General features: G+C 65.8%; 20 protein-coding genes and 1 tRNA gene. 13 read left to right on the forward strand and 8 right to left on the reverse strand.

Features of this window, described 5'->3' with window-relative positions:
• Positions 1 to 2916 carry a pyruvate dehydrogenase (acetyl-transferring), homodimeric type gene (aceE, locus tag GVY39_RS21515; RefSeq protein WP_159927342.1) on the reverse strand — a complete coding sequence of 972 codons (2916 nt, stop codon included), beginning with the start codon at positions 2914 to 2916 and terminating at the stop codon, positions 1 to 3.
• 214 nt (positions 2917 to 3130) lie between these two features.
• On the opposite strand from aceE, the gene GVY39_RS21520 reads away from it, so the two are divergent.
• The 4 genes from GVY39_RS21520 (at position 3131) to GVY39_RS21535 (ending at position 4870) form a co-directional block, all read left to right on the forward strand.
• The gene (locus GVY39_RS21520) at positions 3131 to 3688 is read left to right on the forward strand and encodes a hypothetical protein (RefSeq protein ID WP_159927344.1); all 558 of its coding nucleotides are present in this window, start codon (positions 3131 to 3133) and stop codon (positions 3686 to 3688) included.
• Between the two features lie 126 nt (positions 3689 to 3814).
• Entirely contained in the window at positions 3815 to 4237 is a 423-nt protein-coding gene (locus tag GVY39_RS21525) for a DUF3052 domain-containing protein (RefSeq protein WP_043688988.1), read from the forward strand.
• A 78-nt stretch (positions 4238 to 4315) separates the two neighbouring features.
• The gene (locus tag GVY39_RS21530; RefSeq protein WP_159927346.1) at positions 4316 to 4780 is read left to right on the forward strand and encodes a peroxiredoxin; all 465 of its coding nucleotides are present in this window, start codon (positions 4316 to 4318) and stop codon (positions 4778 to 4780) included.
• Positions 4781 to 4798: 18 nt separating this feature from the next.
• A tRNA-Val gene (locus GVY39_RS21535) sits at positions 4799 to 4870 on the forward strand.
• A gap of 104 nt (positions 4871 to 4974) precedes the next feature.
• Here GVY39_RS21535 and GVY39_RS21540 read toward each other — a convergent pair.
• Both GVY39_RS21540 and GVY39_RS21545 read right to left on the reverse strand, forming a co-directional pair.
• Complete coding sequence (locus GVY39_RS21540; RefSeq protein ID WP_159927348.1) at positions 4975 to 6339, reverse strand: tyrosine-type recombinase/integrase; 1365 nt, start codon at positions 6337 to 6339, stop codon at positions 4975 to 4977.
• Entirely contained in the window at positions 6336 to 7016 is a 681-nt protein-coding gene (locus GVY39_RS21545) for a hypothetical protein (RefSeq protein ID WP_159927350.1), read from the reverse strand. The genes GVY39_RS21540 and GVY39_RS21545 overlap by 4 nt, the downstream gene beginning before the upstream one ends.
• Positions 7017 to 7072: 56 nt before the next feature.
• Here GVY39_RS21545 and GVY39_RS21550 point away from each other — a divergent pair, with 56 nt between their 5' ends.
• Both GVY39_RS21550 and GVY39_RS21555 read left to right on the forward strand, forming a co-directional pair.
• Positions 7073 to 7300: a helix-turn-helix domain-containing protein gene (locus tag GVY39_RS21550; RefSeq protein WP_159927352.1), complete on the forward strand. Its 228-nt coding sequence runs from the start codon at positions 7073 to 7075 to the stop codon at positions 7298 to 7300.
• Positions 7301 to 7693: 393 nt separating this feature from the next.
• Positions 7694 to 8890: an AAA family ATPase gene (locus GVY39_RS21555; RefSeq protein ID WP_236565582.1), complete on the forward strand. Its 1197-nt coding sequence runs from the start codon at positions 7694 to 7696 to the stop codon at positions 8888 to 8890.
• 744 nt (positions 8891 to 9634) lie between these two features.
• Here GVY39_RS21555 and GVY39_RS21560 read toward each other — a convergent pair.
• Positions 9635 to 10168, reverse strand: coding sequence for a GNAT family N-acetyltransferase (locus tag GVY39_RS21560; RefSeq protein ID WP_159927354.1), 534 nt, complete (start codon positions 10166 to 10168; stop codon positions 9635 to 9637).
• 135 nt (positions 10169 to 10303) lie between these two features.
• On the reverse strand, positions 10304 to 10705 hold the full coding sequence (locus GVY39_RS21565; protein WP_236565583.1) for a hypothetical protein: 402 nt from the start codon (positions 10703 to 10705) through the stop codon (positions 10304 to 10306).
• A gap of 99 nt (positions 10706 to 10804) precedes the next feature.
• Between GVY39_RS21565 and GVY39_RS21570 the strand changes: the two genes are divergently transcribed.
• The 5 genes from GVY39_RS21570 to GVY39_RS21590 all read left to right on the forward strand — a co-directional run bounded on the left by GVY39_RS21570 (position 10805) and on the right by GVY39_RS21590 (position 15674).
• Positions 10805 to 11137 (forward strand): hypothetical protein, encoded by a 333-nt coding sequence (locus GVY39_RS21570; RefSeq protein WP_159927356.1) that lies wholly within the window; start codon positions 10805 to 10807, stop codon positions 11135 to 11137.
• Complete coding sequence (locus GVY39_RS21575; RefSeq protein WP_159927358.1) at positions 11115 to 11642, forward strand: DUF6879 family protein; 528 nt, start codon at positions 11115 to 11117, stop codon at positions 11640 to 11642. The genes GVY39_RS21570 and GVY39_RS21575 overlap by 23 nt, the downstream gene beginning before the upstream one ends.
• Complete coding sequence (locus GVY39_RS21580) at positions 11639 to 12478, forward strand: helix-turn-helix transcriptional regulator (protein WP_159927360.1); 840 nt, start codon at positions 11639 to 11641, stop codon at positions 12476 to 12478. Before GVY39_RS21575 ends, GVY39_RS21580 begins: the two co-directional genes overlap by 4 nt.
• 41 nt (positions 12479 to 12519) lie before the next feature.
• The gene (locus tag GVY39_RS21585; protein ID WP_159927362.1) at positions 12520 to 13287 is read left to right on the forward strand and encodes a hypothetical protein; all 768 of its coding nucleotides are present in this window, start codon (positions 12520 to 12522) and stop codon (positions 13285 to 13287) included.
• 803 nt (positions 13288 to 14090) lie between these two features.
• A complete protein-coding gene (locus tag GVY39_RS21590) occupies positions 14091 to 15674 on the forward strand; it encodes a hypothetical protein (protein ID WP_159927364.1) in 1584 nt (527 codons plus the stop codon).
• A 385-nt stretch (positions 15675 to 16059) separates the two neighbouring features.
• On the opposite strand, the gene GVY39_RS21595 is transcribed toward GVY39_RS21590, so the two are convergent.
• The gene (locus GVY39_RS21595) at positions 16060 to 16878 is read right to left on the reverse strand and encodes a class I SAM-dependent methyltransferase (RefSeq protein ID WP_159927366.1); all 819 of its coding nucleotides are present in this window, start codon (positions 16876 to 16878) and stop codon (positions 16060 to 16062) included.
• 332 nt (positions 16879 to 17210) lie between these two features.
• Between GVY39_RS21595 and GVY39_RS21600 the strand changes: the two genes are divergently transcribed.
• Complete coding sequence (locus GVY39_RS21600) at positions 17211 to 18053, forward strand: methyltransferase domain-containing protein (RefSeq protein ID WP_236565584.1); 843 nt, start codon at positions 17211 to 17213, stop codon at positions 18051 to 18053.
• A gap of 349 nt (positions 18054 to 18402) precedes the next feature.
• Here GVY39_RS21600 and GVY39_RS21605 read toward each other — a convergent pair whose 3' ends face one another.
• Positions 18403 to 18777: a hypothetical protein gene (locus GVY39_RS21605; RefSeq protein WP_159927368.1), complete on the reverse strand. Its 375-nt coding sequence runs from the start codon at positions 18775 to 18777 to the stop codon at positions 18403 to 18405.
• A 231-nt stretch (positions 18778 to 19008) separates the two neighbouring features.
• Between GVY39_RS21605 and GVY39_RS21610 the strand changes: the two genes are divergently transcribed.
• Positions 19009 to 20238 (forward strand): helix-turn-helix transcriptional regulator, encoded by a 1230-nt coding sequence (locus tag GVY39_RS21610; protein ID WP_255466240.1) that lies wholly within the window; start codon positions 19009 to 19011, stop codon positions 20236 to 20238.
• Between the two features lies 1 nt (position 20239).
• Here the strand turns inward: GVY39_RS21610 and GVY39_RS21615 are convergent.
• Positions 20240 to 20371: integrase core domain-containing protein (locus tag GVY39_RS21615; RefSeq protein ID WP_159927372.1), on the reverse strand; the 132-nt coding region annotated here is incomplete at its 5' end.

Consider the following 20371-nt stretch of genomic DNA (forward strand, 5'->3'; position numbering starts at 1 on the left):
CTACGCGACGTCTTCGTCCGAACTCACCGCTGCCTTCGGCGCGGCGTCCACGTCGGCGATCCGGTATTTCGCCGCCGCTTCCACGGCCTTCGCGGGGTCGATCTTGCCGGTCCGGCCGAGACCGGCCAGCGCGGCGACCACGATGGACTGCGCGTCGACGTTGAACACCCGTCGCGCGGCCGGGCGGGTGTCGGAGAAGCCGAAACCGTCCGTGCCGAGCGTGGTGAAGTCGCCGGGCACCCACTTGCGGACCTGGTCGGGCACCGCACGCATCCAGTCGGTCGCCGCGACGTAGGGGCCCTCGGCCCGCGACAGCGCCTCGGTGACGTACGGGACGCCCGGGTCCGCACCCGGGTTGCGCAGTGCGGCGATCTCCTTGTCGAGCGCCTCCTTGCGGAGCTCACCCCATGAGGTCACCGACCACACGTCCGCCTGCACACCCCACTCCTGGGCGAGCAGCGCCTGCGCGCGCAGGCCGTCCGGCACGGTGACGCCGGAGACCAGGATCTGGGCGCGCACCGCGCCCTCACCTCCGCGCTTGTACAGGTAGATGCCCTTGAGCAGACCCGCGACGTCGAGGTCCTCCGGCTCGGTCGGCTGCGGGTACGGCTCGTTGTACAGGGAGATGTAGTAGAAGACGTCCTCGCCGCCGAACTCGCCCGCGCTGCCGTGCGGATGGGTGCCGGGTAGCGGCGCCGCGCCCTTCGGCGGGGTGCCGCCGCCGTACATCCGGCGCAGACCGTCCCGCACGATGTGGGCGATCTCGAACGCGAACGCCGGGTCGTAGGTCACCACGGCCGGGTTGGTCGAAGCGAGCAGCAGCGAGTGCCCGTCGTTGTGCTGCAGGCCCTCACCGGTCAGCGTGGTGCGCCCGGCGGTGGCCCCGAGCACGAACCCGCGGGCGAGCTGGTCGGCGGCCGCCCACAGTCCGTCGCCGGTGCGCTGGAAGCCGAACATCGAGTAGAAGATGTACAGCGGGATCATCGGCTCGCCGTGCGTGGCGTAGGAGGTGCCCGCCGCGGTGAACGACGCCGTCGACCCCGCCTCGTTGATGCCCTCGTGCAGGATCTGCCCGACGGCGCTCTCCTTGTAGGCGAGCATCAATTCCGCGTCGACCGATGTGTACAGCTGACCGTTGCGGTTGTAGATCTTCAACGAGGGGAACCAGGAGTCCATACCGAAGGTCCTGGCCTCGTCGGGGATGATCGGCACGATCCGCTTGCCCATCTCCTTGTCGCGCAGCAGCTCCTTCATCAGCCGCACCAGCGCCATCGTGGTGGCGACGTTCTGCTTGCCCGACCCCTTGCGCACCGAGCGGTAGGCCTCGTCACCGGGCAGCTTCAACGGCTTGGCCGCGGCGCGCCGCTCGGGCAGGAACCCGCCGAGCGCCTTGCGCCGGTCGAGCATGTACTGGACCTCGCGCGCCTCCATACCGGGGTGGTAGTACGGCGGCAGGTACGGATCCTTCTCCAGCTCGGCGTCGCTGATCGGAATCCGCTGCAGGTCGCGGAAGTCCTTGAGGTCCTGCAGGGTCAGCTTCTTCATCTGGTGCGTGGCGTTGCGACCCTCGAAGTGCTTGCCGAGGGTGTAGCCCTTGATGGTCTTGGCCAGGATCACCGTCGGCTGACCCTTGTGCGCCATCGCGGCGGCGTAGGCGGCGTACACCTTGCGGTAGTCGTGGCCACCGCGCTTGAGGTTCCAGATCTCCTGGTCGGACAGATCCTGCACCAGCGCCTTGGTCCGCGGGTCGCGACCGAAGAAGTGGTCGCGAACGTACGCGCCGTCGTTGGCCTTGTAGGTCTGGTAGTCACCGTCGGGGGTGCTGTTCATCAGGTTCACCAGCGCACCGTCGCGGTCGGCGCCCAGCAGCGCGTCCCACTCCCGGCCCCAGATCACCTTGATGACGTTCCAGCCCGCGCCGCGGAAGAACGACTCCAGCTCCTGGATGATCTTGCCGTTGCCGCGCACCGGCCCGTCCAGGCGCTGCAGGTTGCAGTTGACCACGAAGGTCAGGTTGTCCAGGCCTTCCATGGCCGCGACGTGCGCGAGACCGCGCGACTCCGGCTCGTCCATCTCGCCGTCGCCGAGGAACGCCCACACGTGCTGGTCGGAGGTGTCCTTGATGCCGCGGTCGTGCAGGTAGTGGTTGAACCGCGCCTGGTAGATGGCGTTCATCGGGCCCAGGCCCATGGACACCGTCGGGAACTCCCAGAAGTTGTTCAGCAGCCGCGGATGCGGGTAGGACGGCAGCCCGTGGCCGGGACCGCCGTGGCTGTACTCCTGGCGGAACCCGTCGAGCTGATCGGCCGAGAGCCTGCCCTCCAGGAACGCGCGGGCGTAGATGCCCGGCGAGGCGTGACCCTGGATGAAGATCGAATCGCCGCCGCCGGAGTGGTCCTTGCCGCGGAAGAAGTGGTTGAAGCCGACTTCGTAGAGCGCCGCCGAGGAAGCGTAGGTCGAGATGTGTCCGCCGACGCCGATGCCGGGGCGCTGCGCGCGATGCACCATGATCGCGGCGTTCCACCGGATCCAGGCGCGGAAGCGCCGCTCCACCTCCTCGTCGCCGGGGAACCACGGCTCGTTCTCGGTGGGAATGGTGTTGACGTAGTCGGTGGAGGTCAAGGACGGGATGGCGACACGACGTTCACCGGCCCGCTCCAATAGGCGGAGCATGAGGTAACGCGCCCGACCGGGGCCTTCCCGGTCGAGCATTTCATCGAACGACTCGAGCCATTCGCTGGTTTCCTCCGGGTCGATGTCCGGTAGGTAGGACGCCACCCCTTCGCGGATCACACGCACCCGTCCACCGGGCTGCGGCGCATGCGACCCGTTCGGATCGCGGCTCGCGGACGGCGCGGGGGCGGAACTGGAACCGGCGGATTTCGCCGGCGCGGAAGAGTGGATCAGGTCGGTCAAATCTGCTCCTCGTACAGGGGTGGACATGCTGATGGCGTCGGTATCCCCGGGCGGGTTCGCCGGTTGGCGGACCGCCCGTTTACGAAAGGTTCGGGCGCATCATCCATCCTTGCCGATGACGCGTCCCAAATCATCATGTCAGCCGTAAATCCAGTACCGTTCGACAGGCAAGGTGAGGATGACGAGCGTGGCAGCCCTGAGGAGCGGGAGAGCGATGAAGCTGCTGAACCCACGCGGGTTCGGAATGGTATGCGCCAGCGGCGCCGTCGCCATCGGATTGGTCGTCGCGGGATGCGCCAACCGGGTGGAGGGCGTGGCGGGTCCGAACACCAGCGACCTGGCGGCGTACAAGACCGAGGCGGCGTCCTCGTCTGCGGCGGCGACCTCCTCGCGGCGTGCCGCGGCGCAGGCCAAGGCCATCGCCGACAATTGTGGCCAGTTCCCCTCCACCACCGGAGCGGGCGTGAGCAAGTACAACGAATTCGTCGACGCGCACGATGCGAACGCGCCCGACTACGTCGCCAAGCGCGACTCGGCGGTGCAGACCCTCGAGGACGCCGCGAACAAGGTGGAAAGCGGCGTGAACTCCGCCAGGGACGCGCTTCCTCCGGATCTTGCCGCGAAGTTCACCGAGTACGTGAACGCCGCCCGCGCGCTGGCCGCCGAGACCCGCCCGATGACCTACACCGCTCCGGTCGCGGCGCTCAACGACGCCAGCAGGCGGGTCAACGACGCTCGCAACGTCGTGCGCGACTCGTGTCCGAAACGCTGAGAAAGCCCTTGACACACCATCGCGACGCGACATTCCGTAGCTATTTCGCCGGATCGGCTTGCGCTGAAGCCCATAACCATGTTCGCTTGCAACTACCTACTGTCGGGAGTTGAGGAGGACACCACCGTGGTCGCCGCGGCGGACGCGCAGAACTACGCTCAGAAGCTTGGCATTACACACGGCTTGGTTGTCCAGGAATTGGGCTGGGACGAGGACGTCGACGACGAACTGAGGGCCGACGTCGAAGACGCGGTCGGCGGCGAACTCGTAGACGAGGACTCCGACGAGGTGATCGACGTCGTGCTGCTGTGGTGGCGCGACGGCGACGGTGACCTGGTGGACGCACTGATGGACGCGATCGGCCCACTGGCCGACGACGGTTTCGTCTGGGTGCTCACCCCCAAGACCGGACAGCCCGGCCATGTCGAGCCGAGCGAAATCGCAGAATCCGCACCGACCGCCGGTCTGACTCAGACCTCGGCGATCAGTCTCGGCTCGTGGACGGGTAGCAGGCTGGTTCAGCCCAAGGCGCCCTCGAAACAGCGCTGAACCACCGCGCTATGGTTTCCACCAGGGTTGGTCCCGCAGGGCCGCCCGGTGGAAACCCGACACGATGGAGGATTCGCTATGCCGCTCGAGGTCGGCACTGTCGCGCCGGATTTCACGCTGAAGGACCAGAACAACCAGGAAGTGACCCTGTCGGACTTCCGGGGCAAGAAGAACGTCCTCATCGTGTTCTATCCGCTCGCCTTCACCGGCATCTGCCAGGGCGAGCTGTGCAAGGTCCGCGACGAGCTGCCCAAGTTCCAGAACGACGACGCGGAGATCCTCGCGATCTCGGTCGGCCCGCCGCCCACGCACAAGATCTGGGCGGCCGAGCAGGGCTACACCTTCCCACTGCTGTCGGATTTCTGGCCGCACGGCGCGGTGGCGCAGGCCTACGGGGTCTTCAACGAGAAGTCGGGCTACCCCAACCGCGGCACGTTCGTCGTCGACCGCGAGGGCTACATCCGCTTCGCCGAGATGAACGGCCCCGGCGAGCCCCGTGACCAGGCGGCTTGGGAGAAAGCGCTCGCCGCGCTAGATTCATAAGCCGCCGGTAACGGCCACGGGCGTATAGCTCAGCGGTAGAGCACTGGTTTTACACACCAGCGGTCGGGGGTTCGATCCCCTCTGCGCCCACTCTCGAAACAGCAGTTCAGACGCTGTTTCGCTTCCCCCGTTCCACTCCCCCTACGTCGGACGCTCTGGCGAACTTGCCAAGAACGTGCCAACGGACCGGCGAACTAGGTTCCGGTTGCCGTGTTTTCGTCGCCGAACAGCGCCGCCCCCGCCGCCTCGAGCGCTTCGGGATAGACGTGGCCGTAGACCTTCAACAGCACCGCCGGATCATGGCCGAGCCACTTCGCCGCCGCGCTCGGCGTCGCGCCGGAATCCAGGAGGATCGTCGCGGCGGTGTGCCGCGCGTCGTGCAGCCGAATCACGGGCACCCCCGCCGCCTTCGCCTGGCGCTGGAATTCGTCAGTGAACCACTCCGGCCGAATCGGCTCGGCATCCTCGTACACAGCGATCAGACGTTCGTCGGTCCATGACTCCCCAAGGGCCAACGCTTCGGCCTTCTGGGTGATCTTGAGCGAGCGCAGCGCCGTCACCACATCGGCAGGCAGGGGCAGGCTGCGACGACTGCGGTAGGACTTCGGATCATCCTCGAGGACATCGGCACCAACCGCGACGCGGCCCCGGCGGATGTGCAACGTGCTGCCCTCGATCCGTGACCACCGCAACCCCATCACCTCGGATCGGCGCAGCCCGCACAGGGACAGCAGGAACAGGGCGTAGAGGCGGTGCTCCCGTACATGGGCACGGAACGCTGCCGACTGTTCCCGCGTCCACACCGACATCTCCATGTTCTCGATGTCAGGGCGCTTCACCAACCGGGCCACGTTGCGGGTCGCGAGCCCTTCGCTCACCGCGTCATCGAGGGCACTCGACAAGACTGTCAACATCGCTACTACGGTGCGTGCGGCGACCCCGCGCGGCTCGGCAGGCGGGACGGTGTCCGGGCCGATGGCGTAGACCCCACGCCGGGGCCGAACGATCTGCCCGGACTCGCGCAGCCGATCGAGGTAGCGACCGCCCTTGTCTCCGAACTTCTCGGTGACATCGGCGTAGCGGACGCCTTCGGGATGCTCGGCGACGAACGCCAACACGGTAGTCCGCATGTCACTGGTCGGCGCCTTCCCGCCGCGCCCTTCGGTAAGCCTCCACGTCACCAGTTCGTCAAGGTGACCCTTGGTGAGTTTCTGGAGTGGCAGCGTTCCGAGCCGGGTGATGACGGGCTTCAAGGCGTCGCGGTAGCCCTGCACAGTCACCCGGCGCACATCGCGCCGTCCGTCGAGCCACTGGCTCAAGAACTCCCCCACCGTGGTCTTGGTCGCGGCGACGTATCGGCCTTCGGCGACCTCGGTGGAGATGCGGCGGTACTCGCGGCGCGCTTCGGCCTTGGTCGAGTAGGTGAATCGGCGGCGATCACGCTTGCCGTCCGGTCTCACCCCGACATCGACCTGAAACCAATAGGTGGTCTTGCCGTTCTCGGCGGTGTGGGTATTGATCGGTTCGGCGCGGCGGGTGCGAGTGGATGTCTCGGTCACTGCTGCGTATCTTTCTGTGTGCGTTGCGCTTTCGGATTTCTAGCGAGTTCGCCAGGTTTGAGCAGTTCTCTTTCTCTTGCCTGAGAGAGCCACCACCGGACGGTTTCGGGTCTCGGCTGTTTGGTGGGTTCGGGCTCGACGGAGGCAGCGACGTAGGCATTGATCGGCTGGCCGTTGCGGTGGGCCTCATGGGCGAACTCGACTACTCGGCGGAGGAAGTCGTCGGTTAGTTTCCGGGGGCGCCCCCGTCCGGAACGCGGTTCGGGCGCGGCGGCGATGTGCTTTTCGGGTTCTCCGAATCGCCTCGTATCGAACAGGTTGCCTTCGAGACCGATGGCGGCAGCAATTCGAGCCAGCGGAACGGATTTCAGATCGGAATTCGTGATCGCTACATCACCACCGGCCGGGGAGTGCAGGCGCAGGTCAACCACTTGAGGTTTGCCGCCAGGCACCTCGACCACGCGAACCTCGAATTCGAACGGCCAGCCGTACAGGGTGACGTACGCATGCACTCCGGGCAGCCGTCGCAGGACTGTCAACGGTTCGGGGCCGTCCGGGTTGTCGATCAGTTCCTCGACAACAACCGGTGCCATGCCGCTGATCGAGCGTATCTGCCCGCGTTCGAACCCTGGCGGTATCCACTCGAGCTGTTTTCTGATGGGTTTGTTTCCCTCCATTTTCCCAACGGTAGAGAGGATGGAAAAATCTGGCAACACCAGACAGCATCGCAAGTATGACAACGCACGACACGAACATCCTGGAGCGGCTGCTCAGCCAACCGACCGTCTCGATAGACGAGACCGCGCAAGCCCTCGGCGTCGGCAGATCGACGATGTACGCGGCGGCGAATTCCGGTGAGCTGCCAGTGATCCGGGTCCGCAATCGGCTGCGCGTTCCCTCTGCATGGGTTCGTCAGCAACTGCGCCTCGAGCACGCTCCCGCAGAACCCTCGAACACATGAACCCCGACGACCGGCGAACAGAAGTCGATCATCTGAACGGAGTGTGCACGAATTGATGAGGAAAGGAGCGGCACCCGGCGAGGCGATCACCGGGGCCGCGTCAGGTCGCACCGACCATCGGCAGGATAGCGCGGAATACACAGTCGACGCATGCTGGCGTCGGCGAGCCGGAGCGGCCCGACGTTTGGCGGGGGGTGACCCGTGGCCCGTGCGCGATCGAGTGCCCTTGCCAGGCTTCTCGGAGTTGCAGGCGTGGCAGTCGGCAGTCAAACACGTTGCGATTGAGGGAGTTACACCAGTCATTCCTGTTGAGATCGCGCGGTTGTTGTGGCAACAGGGTGGAGAGCCGCGTGCGTTGGCCGAGCGCTTGTGGCGCGCGGGTGGGTTCGCGGCGTGAGCGGTCCTGTGAGCGGTGAACAAGAAACGCTACTGGCCGGGATGCGGGACGGCCGATGGCTCGACGCACAACAGTTCGCGCCGTTGGCGTGGTCCGTACCGGGCATCGTCCCGGAAGGGTTCGGGCTACTGGTCGCCCCGCCGAAAGCGGGCAAGTCGTGGTTGGTCGCCGGTATCGGGTTGGCCTGCGCCGCCGGTGGGATGGCACTGAGCCGCATTCCGGTGCGACAGCGGCCGGTGCTGTATATGGCGCTCGAAGACGGTCACCGCCGGTTGCAGTCACGGTTTCGCACGCTGATGGGCGATGGTCAGCCGATACCGCCCATAGAATTGATCATCGAGGCCACCCCCAAACAGGTGCCCGACATGATCGCGGAGTTCCTGACTCGACCGCATGGTTCAGCCGCGCCGCTGGTCATACTGGACACCCTCGGCAAGGTCCGTCCACCGAAAGCACGCGGAGAAGACGCCTACGGCACGGACTACCAGTTGGGCGGCAAACTCAAACGGTTGGTCGACAGCGTGCCCGGTTCGTCGCTGCTGGTGGTCCATCACACCCGTAAGGCCGAGTCCGCGGATTTCGTGGATGCGGTCAGCGGCACTCAGGGCATCGCGGGCTCGGCCGATTTCGTGCTTGTGCTCAACCGCGCCCGCACCAGCGATCAGGCCGTGTTGTCGGTGACCGGGCGCGATGTCCTTGAGGCCGAGTATGCGATGGTCTTCTCCGCTGGCTGCTGGTCGCTGGATGGCAAAGACCTACGCGATTCCGCCGCCACCGCGACCAACCGTCGCCAGACCGACAGGCTTAGTGATCGCTCTACGGACGCACTGGCATTCGTACAGGGACGCGACGAGACCCGCGCCGCTGACTTGGCCGACCACCTACGGACGACGCCGGACATCGCCGGGCGATACCTGCGGCGACTGCGCAAGCGTGGCGTGATCGACCGGACGAAATCGGGGATCTACGTGCCAGCCGCAGCGGCGGCGGACAACCACGACGGACACCCGGACACTCCCGCGCGCTCGCCATCTACTCCGTCACACGACCCTGAACAGGTGAAAGTCTTCGAGTTCGGACACTCGGACACTTCGGACACATCCCAGTTGAACAAGGCTGACCTTCCCGATGGTCCGTCGTGTCCGGGTGTCCGAGACGACGCAGAACCGCAGCTCAAACGCTTCGGGAGGTGACACCGCGAAGGTGTCCGGGCTCGCGCTGGTGTCCGCCCCCGCGCCGAACTGATCGGATGCCGCGTCCAGTGCGCACGACTCGAACGACCGAAGCACGGTCAACGACTCGACCATCGATGCGGGAACATGCCGCGTCACCGGATGCGGTCAACACCTGCTGTTGCCTGCTCCCGAAGAAACGCTGTGCCCACGACGCGACGCTGCCCGAACTGCGCCGATCACCAATCGCTGAACACCCTGCCGGTTCACGGATGTGACCGAGCACGCGCGGAGCGTGGCGATGGTTGCTGAATCGGAGCGCTCGTCGGTCGGTCAGCTAGCGGACAGCCCAACTGCCAAGCTCAGGAGGGCGACCACGTAAACGCGAAAGACTGAATTAGCTCTGCGGTCAGGGGCTCTGCGGATTGGCGCATTCGAGGCGGATCAACGCGGTATTTAGTCTCCCTATCCGCGCAGACGCCAGACGGTAGCCGAGCGGAACCATTTCCGTCTCGATGTAGGTGGTCCGTCGTCGCCGCGCTCCTGCTGAACCCGACGGGTGATCGCCTACACCGTGCGCTCTTTCGGTACACGCTCGGGCCAGGCCAGCAGCCTTCGCCGATCCTGGTGGACAAGATCGCCTTGCTAGAGGGCCGTCAGACGGTCGAGGACCCTGACGCGTTGCGATGGAGATGCGGATGCGGATGCCTCGATGTTCGGCTATATCGGTTTCTGCCGGTTCAGTGCTCGGCTCACAGTGGCTGGTCAAGTACCGCTCTGCGATGCCGCTGGGCCGGGAACCGTGAACGGATACATGCCTTTCACGGCGGGACCGTCCGGCGTGAGGCCGAGTTTTCGTAGCATCCCCAGACTTGCAGCGTTCGTGGCGTCGACTGTCCCGCTCAGCTTCACGACATCCGCAAGCTGGGGGAGGTCGAACAGGGCTTTGAGGGTGGCCGCACCGATGCCGCTGCACTGCCGCATCGGGTCAACGACGATGTTCACGCCGCCGTGAAAGGGCGGCATCACCGGCCCAGCCTTTCCGCGCGGCCCGCTCTGGCCGATGATTTCGACCGAGACGAACCCGACCGCCGTTCCGCTGCTGGCGTCGCGCGCCATCCATCGCAACTTCGGCCCGACAACGCGCATTTCTCCTGACAGGTCTCCCCGCTCGCGGTCTATCAGTTGGTGCTTCAGTTCGTGTACGAAGCGCAGAACATCCGCGTTCTCCCACCACTGTTCAAGGAACACCCTGTCTTCTGGCGCATATTCGGTGAGCACAATCTCAAGCAGCGACATGGCCGCTATCTTCCCGGTTCGGCGGTGTCGCCGGGCGGCTTCGGCGATCTGGAGCCGGTCAGCGCTTCGGCCAGCACGCCGCCCAGACCAGTACACCAATCGGCAGGCAGATGACGACGACCCACCCGATGACGATCATCGGCGGACCCCCTGCACTTTCGCGTGCCGCGCGAAGGATTCACGGGGCGCGGCGCATTCGATATCTGCGGACTGGAGAAGGCGTGCCAAGTCCCACGCGGTGACGTGCGCGACCGACGACAGGAGCACGGTTTCGACCCCCGCCGACTCGACCTGTTCCACCAGATCGAGCACCGAGGAGGGATCAGCCCACCGCACCCGGTAGCCGAGCCGCCGCGCCAAACGACGCACTTGGGCCGCGTCCCATTCCGTTGTCGGCGACAACGGGTCGATCCATCCGAGCGCATCCACCGTCCCCTGCCCTTCGCAGTCGTTGGCAAGCTCCCCGCGCCGGGGAATCGGGCCGCCCGGCGCGAGGGCCGAAAAGCACGCTAGGCGTGTGTTGTTCGCGTCCTCCACAAAAGTGCGCTGAAGTGCGCAAGGGATTGCGTATCCGCCTCTCAGGCTGTGACTATCGACAAGGCACGCACTCCATGTCACACCAGGGAAGGACTCCACATGCGAGTTCGATTCATCGGCGGGGAATCCGGCGGCGACGGATCGCCCCGGCTCTACATCACCGAGACCCAGCCACCGCGCTACGCGGTACAGGGCTGGAAAACCGACGACCCCGGCACTGTGGAGATTCCGCACAAGCTGTTGTGGTTCGCCGAACCGGGCACCTGTGTGTCGGGGCTGCGCGATACCGGACACGGTTCGTTCCTGCTGTCCGGCGAACCAGTCACCGACGCGGAAGCGCTGGAGATCATGGCGATTCCTGGTCACGAGACCGCCGTATTGGTGCCGATCGGCAAGGAGGTGCGCCCGGATGCGCCTGCTCCACGGCGCTAGCGAGCTGCGGCCGGTGTTCGCCACCGCGCACCGGTCCGCTTTCCACCTCGAGACGCACGATGACTACACCAGCGAGTCGGAATCCGAATCGCTGGCCGCGTTCCGTGCCGACGAGACCACCGACCCCGGCGGGGAATGGTTCGCCGGCTGGACGAACCACGTAGCCACCACAGTGGCGCGCGGTGTCGCGGTGCGCCGTGCACGGATCGTCACCGAGCCGCACACGCTCTACACGCGGTATCTGCTCGCACTGAGCCGCCACAACACCGCAGCCGGTGAAGACATCCGCTATCTCGCGCGGCGCGATGCCGATCCGTCCGACGCGGCAACCGAGGATTTCTGGCTGTTCGATGACCAGGCGGTCGCGTTCTCACTGTTTGACGCGCGCGGAATCTGGGTCGGCGCGGCGCTGACCGACGAACCCGTGATCGTCGCGCACGCGGTCGCGATCCGTGACCGGGTGTGGTCGGTGGCGATTCCGTTCGGGGAGTATGCCGCCCGATGAACGGCGCGGCACGGGCGAAAGTGGCTCTCGGGGCACGGCTCCGAGAGCTGCGCAGAGATGCCGGGTTGGATGGTAGACAGCTGAGTACCGCCGCCGAGTGGCACTGGTCGAAAACCTCCCGGATCGAGAACGGCAAGCAGATGCCGAGCGAGAACGACTTGGCGGTGTGGTGCCGCGTCTGTGACACGCCGCTCGCACTGCCCGATCTCGTCGCCGCGCTGCGCAATGTCCGCGCCCAATGGGCAGAGTGGCGGCGGATCACCGCGACCGGGCACACCCGCCGCCAACAACGCGGTCGGGAAATCGAATCCGAGACGCGGCAGCTCCGCATCTACAACCCGACGATCGTTCCCGGCCTGCTCCAGACCGAGGACTACGCCCGCGCGGTGCTGGCGCAGTGCATCGGGTTTCTCGGCACGCCCGACGATCTAGACACTGCTGTAGCCGCGCGCATGACGCGACAGGACATCTTGCGAACCGGCGGCACGCGAATAGCCGTGCTGATCCATGAGGCGGCGCTACACACCGAGCTCGGCGATAACGACGTGATGGTGGGGCAGTTACGTCATCTGCTCGATACGGCGTTCGGCAATCCCCGGCTGTCCTTCGCCGTGGTGCCGCTGTGCGCGCCGTTCGTCTACCTATCCGGCAGCTTTCACTTGTTCGACCGTCGACAAGTCCTGATCGAGACCGCCAGTGCCGAACTCAGCATCACCGCGCCGAGCGAGCTTGAGTTGTACGAACGGCTGTGGGCGGGCCTGTGCGGCCACGCCGTGCACGGAGACGCGGCCCGCGCGCTGATTGGGGCGGCGCTGGAACTACGGACAGGGACGTGAACGTGCGCCTGGCGAGCATCCGACGAACTACCGTAGCCACAGTGAGCACTGCCGACGACTCTGCGCCTCAGCGCAACTTGGCCGCCGAAGCGGATGAAATTTACAGGACGATTGAAGCCAATACGAAAGCGGCAAAACGCCTGTGGGTACCCTCACCAGTGATCGAGCGTCTGCTGTGGCAAGTATGCGGCGCGTGGGAGACCATCATCGAAGAAGTCAGATTCTTCCACTATGTCCTGCATGAGGACCCACCGACCGAACCACCTTTCCCCCACCCCGACGGGGAGAATCTCGCACGAGACATGCGCCGAATCGCGAGGAAAATAAATCTCCGGCTGCCGAGCGACACCATATGGACCGATGAGTGCAAACGCGCCAAGGCAATGCGCGACAACCTGGGCCACATGCTGCACTTCAAGTCGATCGAGGGTAAGACGCCGGACCAGTCGGTGACCTTGCTACGAGTGCCATATCGCGCGCTGGACGAGATGTCGGTCAGCAACGGCTGGGCGCGACACAACCGAGTGACGATCACAATCACTGAACAAGACGCGCGCGATGCTCTTGCGGGACTGAGCTACGTCAACGACTGCATCTTTGCATTCCGCAAGTTCGGGATGGACTTCGCGGTCTGGCCTGACACCATGTCTACCGACGATGTGCTTCCGATCCTGCCTTGGTGGCTGGACGATTGGGGTCCAAAACCATACGAAGAAGGCTGGGCAGCACCCACTATGCGGCAGCTCCGCAACCGCCCCAAGGTTGAGTTCGACGCTTCGCTCCCACCCCACATGCGCCCAGAGTTCTGAAACCGAGAGTCCGGCGACACTCGCAGCGCCGGACTCGTACCCGGACAGACTCGGGAGCTGCGCAGCGTCCGCGCAGCTCAGCGGGGTATTTCGAAACCCCCGAACTTGCCAAGAACATGCCAGGACAGGCAGATGCAGCCCGGACAGAACCGCATACAGTGGACGCCGCACCGTCCCTGAGCTGGACAGATTGGAGAGAGTGGAACGGGGTGGACGCAATCACGCGCTTTTACACACCAGCGGTCGGGGGTTCGATCCCCTCTGCGCCCACAGAAGAAGTACGGATGGAGCCCTGTGACGGCCCGGCGATGGCTGCCCCACGGCGATTTACGTGGGGTAGGTAGAAGGATGCTTGGCGTGGACACGCAGAATTCCCCGAGATGCCCGCTCGCCATGACAGAGAACCGGGCTGTACGGTGGCACCAGATTGTGACACCTTCCTGGGTGCCGGAGCGGGGCTCGTGACCATTCCCTCACTCGGCGGCCGGTTGGTGTTCGATCTTCGCCGCCCGAGCCGAAGTCGTTCCGCGAGCTCATCGTCGGCGGCACCCACGAAGGTTCGGCCGCAGCCCCGGCGCACAGCGGCTCGTGTGCCCAGCTCCCCCCTCCGTCAGTGGCGTCCGACCTCATCGAGGGATTACAAGGGGTTCCGGTAACAGTCGCTAACTGTGAAAACACAGCTGAACGGCCCGGAGCTCCGGGCCGCCGACAGCGGGCCGCGGCTCAGCTCAGGAGTCGGGTTGTGCTTCTGCGAGGCCAGCAATGGCTCGATCCCGGTTCTGGGAAGGCGATAGATTCTGGCCATGACGGAACCGTCGACCGAGCACGTATCCATTCACGACTTCCTGGCAGGTCATCGTGAGCCCGACGGCAGGTTGGGCGCGGGCGCGGTAACGTTACCCGACGAAGTCGGCGGCGGGGGTATCCAGGTCGGTCCCGGTGGTGATATCCGGTGGGGTCCCGGCACGCTGGACGGGATGCTGGTCCAGCATCATCCGCTCGGGCATCCGGAAGGACTCGAAGAACTGCTGCGCGCCCTGGTGACCTTCGTGGCCGGCGAGCAGTCCATGATAAGCACCGAGCTGGTAGAGGCAGCCCGCGCGCACGGGTCGGCTTCGACACTGCTGGCGACCCGCGGTGTGCTGCTGGAATGGGACACCTTCCGCGGCCGCCACGCCCGCGTCTATTCGCTTGGCTCCGCATTGGTTACTCAGGGTGCCGAACGCGGGCTGGTCAAGCTGGGCATTGTTCTGCTGTCGCTGTTCCGGACAGTGGAGGAGGCGGATCACCAGGCATTGCTGACGCTGGCGCTGCATGACGAGTTCACCCTCTACGTCATCCGAGCGTTGGAGTACAGTCGGCCGGATCCGGTCGCCGAAATGTTCTGGTTGGCTCAACGGGTATCCGGCTGGGGCCGCGTGCATCTGGTGGAGCGCTTGGTGAAGGCCCATCGGCCGACTCCGGAGATCATGGACTGGATTGTGCGGCACGGTTTCCGCAACGATGTCGACGTCCTATATCTGGCCTACATTCCCGCCATCCACGGTGACCTGCCCGGTCGACTGCTCGTCGCCGAACAGGACACCGAGCTGCTGTACGCGGTGAGCGATGTCCTCTCCGCCCTGTTCACCGAAGGCGGCCCGGTCACCTGGGATATCCGCGACTACCCTGACGCATTCATTGTGGCAACGCAGTTCCTGGCCCGGGTTGCCGAACAACCCGCGAATGTGCGTCTGCTGCATGGCGTCACCCGCATCCGCTCCGCACTGGACGGAGACCGCGCACAGTGGTCTGCGGACTGGACCACCGAGCGGCGCGCGGACCTCTCACGCCGCTGCACCGATCTGATTCGACACCCCGCTTGGATCGAGGCGGCCCGAACCGCCCTCTTCACCGCCACCACCAGCGCCGACTACTTCCAAGCTGCCGCGGCGTGCCAAGCAGCCGGTATCTCCACCATCAGCTCCGACGTCGACCGCCTGCGTGCCGACCCCCTGTCGCCGGGTCTGTGGTCGAGTGTGCTGGAACAGGCGGAAGATGATGTCATCGAAGACCTCATGGAGTTGGCCACAGACATCCTGCCGCTCGACCGGATCGGCACCGGGCCCGCCCACGAAACCGGTTTCGGCAGCGGGTTCGAACCGCACCGCTGCCTGTGGCTGCTGATACCGAAACTGTCGGACCATCCTGGCGTCGGCTGGCCGTTGATCGCCGCGGCGCTGCTCAGTCCCGTCCCCAGTAATCGAGCATCTGCCGCCGATATCCTCGCCCAGTGGACCCCCGATCGCTGGCCTCCTGAAGCTGAACCCAGCCTTCGTCAGGCCGCCGCCCGCGAACCTGACGACACCGTCCGCCGCAAGCTGCAGCAGGCGCTACGCGTCCGGTAAGAGGCCGCTTACAAAGGTCGATCCGCTTGTACGCTGTGCCGACCTCGATATTCCGAACGTGCCCACGAGCGCAGCTGCGTAAGTTAGTTCCTTGGCTGCCGCGCCGACCGTAGTCGCCGAGCGTGATTCGCCTGCGACAAGATGGGCTCGTAAGTCCATTCCCCTGGTCGCGTCGCGTCATCGCGGGTGCGCGCACCGCTGCCGGGTCGACCGCACGGGAGGCCGGAATCTCCTGGCGGAGCCGAGTGCTGGACCGATGAAGCGGTTCAGGGTTGGTACCGGTGCCCGCACCAACCGCTTGGACTGTTCCGTGCAGCTTTCAAATGCACAGGAATCGTTTGAAGCGTCGGTAGGCGGCTCGTTCGATCGACGACGGGTGACCAGGTCAGGCCGCGCGGCGTGCGGTGACCAAAAGGTACTCCCACTCCATGCGCCCGTTGCCCAGGTCGTGCCGGGCAGCGAGTTCCGCGAGTTCCCGGTCCAACCGCGCGATGCGCTCGGGTTCCGCGGCGATGGCCTTGTACACCGCGACCGTCGGGCCGTAGTAGGACTTGAAGAAGTCGCGGAACTCGGCCCCGTCGGCGAAACGATCGATTTCCGCGTTCTCGCGCCGCAACTCCAGGTCGGCGACGCGATCGCCCAGCAGGGACCGCACGTGCGCCTCGTCGCCCCACAGCGGAGGCGGCTGCGCACCGGGCGGGGGCGGCGGAGCGAACGGTTTCATGGTGGCGAACATCTGGCCGATGAATCCGCTGGGTGTCCAGTTGATCAGCCCGATCGTGCCGCCCGGCTTGACCACGCGCACCAATTCGTCCGCGGCCGCCTGGTGGAACGGCGCGAACATCAGGCCGACGCAGGAGATCACGGCATCGAACTCGGCATCGGCGTAGGGCAATGCCTCGGCGTCGGCTTCCTGCCATCGCAGCTCGACGCCCCGGGCAGCGGCGATACGCCGGCCCGCCTCGAACAGCTCCGGCGTGAGGTCGCTCGCCACGACGTCCGCACCGGCCTCCGCGGCCGGGATCGCCGCGTTGCCGGATCCGGCCGCGATGTCCAGCACGCGCTGCCCCGGACCGATACGGCAGGCCTCGACCAGACGCCGGCCCAGCGCGGGGATGACTTCGGCGGCGATGGACGGATAGTCGCCCAGTGCCCACATCGCGCGGTGCCGCCTCTTGAGATCAGCGGAGCCTGATTCGGCCATCTGACGCTCCCTCTGTAGTCGGGCCGGTGGACGCTGCCGAAGAATCCTTCAGCGCCGAACCGATCGTCGAAACCGCGAGCCGAGCAGGTGTTACCCCACAAAGATCATCACAAACGGGACCACCTCACGCGGCGAATCGACTACTTCCCTCATGCCTAGCTCCACTCCACCCTGACGACATCGGATGAAATCCGGCACGCCGACGAATGGAACCGATGCATCGCCATTCGAGCTTGGATCGGCATGCTGGGCGCGAAGGCGGTACCCGGCGTCGACAGCGAGGGGATGACCGGACACTGCCGTCGACAGCGGTGCGGGGCTAGTGTCGGGGCATGTCGAGCAAGCCCTCGCCGCCCGTCCCCTCGTTCCACGTGGACGCGATCCCGGACGCTTCGAGCGCGTCCACCGACGACCCGATGGCCGCTCTGGTCGGCATCCTCGACCTCCAAGCGGCGCTGCCGGGTATCCGGCGCATGCGCGCGTGGGGACATGAGGTCCTGGCCGTCCGGCCGGGCGAACGCGCGCTGGACATCGGCGCCGGAACAGGCACCGAGGTGATCGAACTCGCCGACCGGGTCGGCCCCGGCGGCGACGCGGTCGGGGTCGACCCGAATCCGGCGATGCTCGCCATCGCTCGTGGACGCGCAGAGACCGCGAACACTCGGGCCCGCTTCGTCGAGGGAACCGCCTATCACTTGCCGTTCCCGGACGGTTACTTCGACGCGGTGCGTTGCGAGCGGGTCTACCAGCACCTCGACGACCCGGCGGCAGCCACCGCCGAGATCACCCGAGTTCTGCGACCGGGCGGCCGCGCGCTACTCATCGACAGCGACTGGCACACCGTCATCACCCATCCCGGCGACCCCGACGTCATCGCCCGCCTGACCAAGGCGATGCTCGCGACCACCCCGAACCCCGCATCCGGCCGGCACCTGCGCGGCCTGCTCAGCGCGGCCGGGTTCGCCATCGACGACATGGGATCGGAGGCGGTGATCTGGAACCCGGAAACCGCGCGCCCCCTGTTCACCCAGATGATCGCCTACGCCCGCACCGACGGCGCTATCTCCGAACAGGAAGGCCGCGACATCGTCTCCGCCATGGAAACCGGCATAGCCAAGGGCGACTATCACTTCTCGGTAACCATGTTCGCCGTACTCGGCCACAGAACAGAGTGAGCCCGACTGTCACCGCCGCCGACCCGCATCCGGCCGGATACGCCCCGCCTCGACCAGCGCCTGCCACGCGGTGGACTTGCGCGGACACTCACCGACACGACAGGCACGGTGCTGCTGCATCGTCATCTGAGCTTCCATGACGCCCATTACATGCTCGGGTGCCTCATGCTGAAAGCCCGTCGGCCGTACCGGCGATCCATGCCAGAGCGCTCCCGTCGTACGCGCTGACTGATCTCCTCCACACTGCGTCCATCCGGTAGCCGGGCAGGCCACAGCGACACAGCCACGCCGACAAACACCGCCACGAGCAGACCTATGCCGACCGCGGCAGCAAACAACTGCAACCCGGTCACGGCAACCTCCGGTACGGATGGTTCGCGGGCAGCAACGACGGCCACCGATAACCACGCGGATACGTCTGTTCTGGACTGATCAGGTCGCATAGCTCGGTGATCGCCCGGACGAACGGCTCGACGTGCACCACCCCTGGCACGATCACCGCAGCCGCATCAGCCACCTGGATATGATCGACCGCCAGCAAAGCCGCAGTCCTGACCGCCGTTGCGAACACGACCACCTCCACCACGAAATATCCGCGCGCAGCGGCGATTTCCCGGATTGTCAACTCGTCGCGTATCACGTCCGGTCCGGAAACCTCGCGTCGGATGAATCCGACCGCGTTCGGCCCCAACTGTGTTGTTGCACAGCCGCTCTCACCGCCCATTGACGATCACTCCCCTGCTCGACTCATAGATGTGCCCTAGCCGCCGGGGATGTGAACGAATAGCGCTGCATCGACCTGGCGGCGGGCTGAGCAGCACGCTAGGCCGGTCCGATGAAGTGATCGGGTACGGTTCGTACCCCGCGCTTCTCAGAGGCATCGTTTGTCCCGCTACAGCGGAGACCATCCGGTTAGGCTTGTCTCAATCGAACCAGCGGCGAGAGGGGTACAGCCGTGTACAGCTCCGATGACAATGCCCCGGTAGGCACACGAATCCGTCGGCACCGTGAACGAGCGGGCATGTCACGACCGGTCCTCGCAGGCTTGGTCGGCCGATCCGCCGAATGGTTGAAGGCCGTGGAGAACGGCCGCTTACAGACTCCGCGCCTTCCGATGCTGCTTCGGATCGCCCGCGCGCTGGAACTGAACGATCTGGCCGAGCTGACGGGTGACGGGCACGCGGTTCCCGTTGCGGTCTTCGCGGGCGAACGTCACGCTGCGCTGACCGATGTACAGTCCGCGCTGGCCGACTATCGCCTTCCTGCGACGAACCCATCGGTGAGCATCGAGCACCTCGCTACGCGGCTCCGACAGGCATGGCACGTGCGCCACGCGAGTCCCGACCACCGGACGCAGCTCGGTTCGTTGCTGCCCGGATTGATCAGGGACGCGCAAAGCGCTGCGCGTTCGCCCGGCGGCGATCGCCGGGCCGCCCGCCGTGTTCTGGCCGGGGTGTATCAGCTGGCGGACTTCTTCGTGGCCTATCAACCGGCTCCGGAACTAGTCTGGCTCGTCGCCGATCGCGCACTGAACGAGGGCTACGAGGCAGACGACCCATACCTGATCGCGAGCGGCGCATGGTCGATGGTCCAGGCGCTACGAGACTCGGGACGGTGGGGGGAGGGAATCGCATTGGCGCGTACTGCGATCACACAACTGGAGCCGCATCTGGACCGGGACGAGGCGTCCGATGACTGGCGCGGAATCGCCGGAGCTCTCCAGGCCGAGATCGCCTACGTCCAGGCCCGTCGCGGCCGCTACGGCGAAGCATGGGCGTCCTGGGAAGCTGCCCATCGGATCGCTCAGCGACTCGGGCCGACCTACCGGCATGTCCAGACATCGTTCTCGATGCCAGTGATGCAAGCGCACGCCACCACACTCGGGGTAGAGCTGCGCCGAGCAGGTGAAGGATTACGCGCGGCCCGTGGGTTCGATGCAGCTCGGATAGCGTCGGTACCTCGCCGCAGCCGCCACTTCATCGAGGTGGCTCGCGCCCATTATCAGCGTGACGAGTACGTAGCCGCGCTGGCAATGCTCGACAAGTCCGAACGCACGGCGCCCGAGACCATCCGATACAACGGCTACGCCCGCGAGATGCTGCACACGTTGCTGAAACGGCCACCATCGGGAATGCAAGACGACGTTCGAGCTCTGTGCGACCGAGTCGGCGTCACAACCAGATGATCTAGGTGTACTGCCCAGGGAGGTTGGTCAACCGGCTGATGGGTGTCTGGCGGCCGATGGCGGTGTGTTGCCGGTGGTGATTATAGGTGTGCAACCAGGCTGGTAGGGCGGCTCGTCGGGCTTGTTCTGACCG

Source organism: Nocardia sp. CY15 (genome assembly GCF_009829295.1).
GTDB lineage: Bacteria > Actinomycetota > Actinomycetes > Mycobacteriales > Mycobacteriaceae > Nocardia > Nocardia sputi.